This is a genomic window from Acidovorax sp. KPB24-07 (genome assembly GCF_057543315.1).
Window position 1 is genome coordinate 1 of sequence record NZ_BAAJYS010000264.1, and the last position, 4802, is coordinate 4802.

Consider the following 4802-nt stretch of genomic DNA (forward strand, 5'->3'; position numbering starts at 1 on the left):
TACGCCGACGAACCGCCCTGGGGCGCCTCCACGCAGGACGCCGGCTGGGCCCCGGCCGGCGAGCCGCCCGGCGGCGGCCAGGGCTATGCCGCCAAACCGTTTCGCAAAAGCAACGGCGACTGGAAAGGCAAGGGCCGCTGGAAGAAGGAGGACGAGCGACCCATCCAGCCGCGCCTGCCCCGCACCCCGGCGGCGAGCCGCACGGACCACGCGGTGCGGCTTCTGCTGTCGCACATGGAGTTCCTGGAAGAACTGGCCCATGAGGACCACGCGGTGCTGTGCGCCCAGGCGGCACCGCACGGGCCCCTGTTCACCTGGCTGGAAGGCCAGTTGCACGAACATGGCCCGCTGGCCTGGGCCGTGCTGCGCGAGAGCCTGCGCGGGCATGAGTGCGAAGGGCTGGCCGAACGCGTGATGACCGGCTCGCACGCCCAGACCGAGGGCGACGTGCAGGAGCTGCGGGCCGAGCTGCGCGACCTGCTCGACCGCATGCTCATCGAGGAGCTCAAGCGCCAGCAAAACGAGCTCATCCTGCTGGCAGCGCGCGACCCGGCAGCTCTGGCGCAATACCAGGCGCTGGAGCAGCGGCTCAAGGCATTGCGCGGAATTTCGCTCAAGCCGGCTTGAAATTCCCCTGGGCCGCTATAATGTAGGGTTCATCGGCAAGAGCGACAGCAGCACCTCCGGGCCGGGCAACCGTGACACACACGCACGACCGCCCTTCACACCGCAAGGACTGCACACCAAATGTTCGCCCACACATCTTGCCCCTGAGGGTCGCTCCCTCGAACCGCGAAGGCTCCGGCCTTTGCCGTGCCACCCGCGCCGGGATCCATGGCGCTTGCGTTTTCTTTGTGTCCGTTTTTGATCCTGAGGTGTCCATGCCTGCTCAAAAGTCCGCGAAGTCGCCCAAGTCCGCCCCAGACACCGCCGCGAAGGCCGCTTCCAAACCTGCTGCCAAAGCCGCAACGACCGAGCCCAAGAAGGCCCTGGCCGCCGCTGCTCCAGCCGCCAAGAAAGTCCATACCGTGCCCGTGAACAAGTCCTCTGACAAGGCCGAAGCCTCCGAAGAAACCAAGAAGCCCGCCCGCGCCAAGGCCGCCGCGGCCTCCGCCGACGACGAAACGCCCAAGAAGCGCCCCGGCCGCCCGGCCAAGGCCGCCGGTGCCGCCGCAGCCGACAAGACCCCTGCCAAGCGGGGCCGCAAGCCCAAGGCCGGAGCGGACGACGATGCGGTGGGCGACGATGCCGACCTGTCCGACATCGAGGCCGACCTCGAAGGCGAACCCGAAGCCGAAGCCACCCCCACGGCCACGGTCGAGAAGGTCAAGCCCCTTCGCATGAAGATCAGCAAGGCCAAGGAACGCGCCTTGATGAAGGAATTCGGCCTCGACGAGACCGTCCTGTCCGAGGAAGACCTGGCCAAGCGCCGCTCGCGCCTGAAGACCCTGATCACGCTGGGCAAGACGCGCGGCTACCTGACGCAGGTCGAAATCTCCGACCACTTGCCCGACAAGCTGGTCGATGCCGAGACGATGGAAGTCGTGGTCACGATGCTCAACGACATGGGTGTGGCCGTGTACGAGCAGACGCCCGATGCCGAGACCCTGTTCCAGAACAACGTGACGCCCACCGCGGCGACCGTCGAGGAAGCGGAAGAAGAAGCCGAAGCCGCCCTGTCCACCGTGGACAGCGAATTCGGCCGCACCACCGACCCCGTGCGCATGTACATGCGCGAAATGGGCACGGTGGAGCTGCTGACGCGCGAAGGCGAAATCGAAATCGCCAAGCGCATCGAAGGCGGCCTGCAGGCCATGATGGAGGCGATCAGCGCATCGCCCGCCACCATCGCCGAGATCCTGAACATGGGCGAAGAGATCCGCGAGGGCAAGGTCGTCATCTCCACCATCGTGGACGGCTTCTCCAACCCCAATGAAGCCGACGACTACGTGGCCGAAGAAGACTTCGACGAATTCGACGAAGAGGACGACGACGACGGCAAGGGCGGCTCCAAGGCGCTGACCAAGAAGCTGGAAGAACTCAAGCGCGAGGCCCTGTCCCGCTTCGACACCATGCGCGACCTGTTCGAGAAGGTCCACAAGATCTACGACAAGGAAGGCTACGGCACGCCCGCGTACATGAAGGCCCAGCAGGCCCTGTCGGCCGAGCTGATGACCATCCGCTTCACCGCCAAGACCATCGAGAAGCTGTGCGACATGGTGCGCGGCCAGGTGGACGACGTGCGCAAGAAGGAGCGCGAGCTGCGCCGCATCATCGTGGACAAGTGCGGCATGCCGCAGGAAACCTTCATCAAGGAATTCCCGCCCAACCTGCTGAACCTGAAGTGGGTGGAAAAGCAGGCGGCGTCCGGCAAGCCCTGGAGCACCGTGCTGCAGCGCAACATTCCGCCGGTGCAGGAACTGCAGCAGCGCCTGATGGACCTGCAGGCGCGCGTGGTGGTGCCGCTGCCCGAGCTCAAGGACATCAACAAGCGCATGAACGAAGGCGAATCGTCCTCCCGCGATGCCAAGAAGGAAATGATCGAGGCCAACCTGCGCCTTGTGATCTCCATCGCCAAGAAGTACACGAACCGCGGCCTGCAGTTCCTGGATCTGATCCAGGAAGGCAACATCGGCCTGATGAAGGCCGTGGACAAGTTCGAATACCGCCGCGGCTACAAATTCTCGACCTACGCCACGTGGTGGATCCGCCAGGCCATCACGCGCTCGATCGCCGACCAGGCGCGCACCATCCGCATCCCGGTGCACATGATCGAGACGATCAACAAGATGAACCGCATCTCGCGCCAGCATCTGCAGGAGTTCGGCTTCGAACCGGATGCGTCCATCCTGGCGGCCAAGATGGAGATTCCGGAAGACAAGATCCGCAAGATCATGAAGATCGCCAAGGAACCGATCTCCATGGAAACGCCCATCGGCGACGACGACGACAGCCACCTGGGCGACTTCATCGAGGACGGTGCCAACACCGCCCCAATCGACGCCGCCATGCAGGCCGGCCTGCGCGATGTGGTCAAGGACATCCTGGACGGCCTCACGCCGCGCGAAGCCAAGGTGTTGCGCATGCGCTTCGGCATCGAGATGTCCACCGACCACACGCTGGAAGAAGTCGGCAAGCAGTTCGACGTGACGCGCGAGCGCATTCGCCAGATAGAAGCCAAGGCGCTGCGCAAGCTCAAGCACCCCAGCCGCAGCGACAAGCTGCGCAGCTTCATCGACTCGCTGTAGTCAGCCCGCGGCCGCCCTCCGGGCAGCGTCCATCGAAAAGCCTGCCCCCGCCTTGCGGGAGCAGGCTTTTTTCATGGCTGGACGTTTTCGCGGAAGCACCCCTTGGCCCGCACGGGAAAGAGCCCCACCACCCTTCGGAAGATGGCCGGACGCCACATGCGGCGCTTGGCGAGACATGCGAAATTGGCACGTGTTGCTTTCCAAAATTTCGCTTTGGATTTGAAAATCTGAAACATAGACTTACGAACGACATTGCACTACCAGCAAGTTTCCACGCAGATGGACAGGGAGGGAGGGTAGAAGCCGAAGCGGCTGACCCATGGGGCGAACCGCACGCCGCAAGAGGAAAGCATTGAAGTGCGCGCCACCTGCAACTCCGCTCCGGCACTTGCGGGTGGCGCATTTTTTTCTGCCCACCAAGAAAGAAAAAGCCACTTCCATGAACCACCGATTCTTCGGAAACCTGCGCATCGGCCCCCGCATCACGCTCGCATTTCTTTCCACGATCGTGTTGCTGCTCCTCGTGGCCGGCATCTCCATGTCGGCCCTGGGCAACGTCAATCAGGCGCTGACGCTGGTGACCAAGGACTATTACGTCAAGGTCCGGTTGCTGAACGAGATTTCCGACGAGGTCGATCAGCAGGCCCGCTACGTGCGCAACCTGGTGATCTTCGATGACGCGGCCCAGCGAGAGCAGGAGATCAAGGGCATCGAAGGCAGCCGCGCGCTCATCACCGGCATGTACGCCAAGCTCACGCCCACCGTGCAGAGCGACACGGGCAAGCGGCTGCTCGCAGACACGCAGGAGCAGCGGGCCGCCTACGTGAAGGACGTGGACGCGTTCCTCTCGCTGATCCGCGCAGGCCAGCCCGAGGAAGCCAAGGGCCTGCTGGCCAACACGCTGCGGCGCAACCAGCTGGCCTACATGGCAGCCCTCGACAAGATGTCCGATCACCAGCAGCTGCAGATGGACAAGGCCAGCGACGGCGCGGACCGCGAGGTGAAGACAGGCTTTCAGCTCATCATCGCCATCGCGTGCGCAGCGGTGGCCGTGTCGTTCGTGCTGGGCTGGCTCATCACGCGATCCATCACCCGGCCCATCGGGCGCGCGGTGCAGATCGCCGAAACCGTGGCGGCGGGCGACCTGACGTCGCACATCGAGGCGAACAGCAAGGACGAGGTGGGCCAGTTGCTCAACGCGCTGCAGCGCATGAACGCCAGCCTGGTGCAGATCGTGGGCAACGTGCGCACGAGCGCCGACTCCATCGCCACCGGGTCGGTGCAGATCGCCAATGGCAACGCCGACCTGAGCCAGCGCACCGAGGAGCAGGCCAGCAACCTGGAGGAGACCGCGGCGTCGATGGAAGAGCTGACCTCCACCGTGCAGCAGAACGCCGACTCGGCCCGCCGCGCGCACCAGCTGGCCTCCGGCGCCTCGGCCGTGGCCACGCAGGGTGGCTCGGTGGTGGGCAACGTCGTGTCCACCATGCAGGACATCCAGCAGAGTTCCGGCCGCATGGCAGAGATCATCGGGGTGATCGACGGCATCGCCTT

General features: G+C 64.6%; 2 protein-coding genes and 1 pseudogene. All 3 read left to right on the top strand.

Annotated features, from left to right (window positions below):
* Positions 1-627, top strand: a pseudogene (locus AC27IQ_RS18885) (DNA primase); the annotation flags it as partial.
* 254 nt (positions 628-881) lie between these two features.
* Complete coding sequence (gene rpoD, locus AC27IQ_RS18890) at positions 882-3248, top strand: RNA polymerase sigma factor RpoD (RefSeq protein ID WP_284430195.1); 2367 nt, start codon at positions 882-884, stop codon at positions 3246-3248.
* A 439-nt stretch (positions 3249-3687) separates the two neighbouring features.
* On the top strand, positions 3688-4802 hold a 1115-nt coding region (locus AC27IQ_RS18895), incomplete at its 3' end, for a methyl-accepting chemotaxis protein (protein ID WP_487090389.1).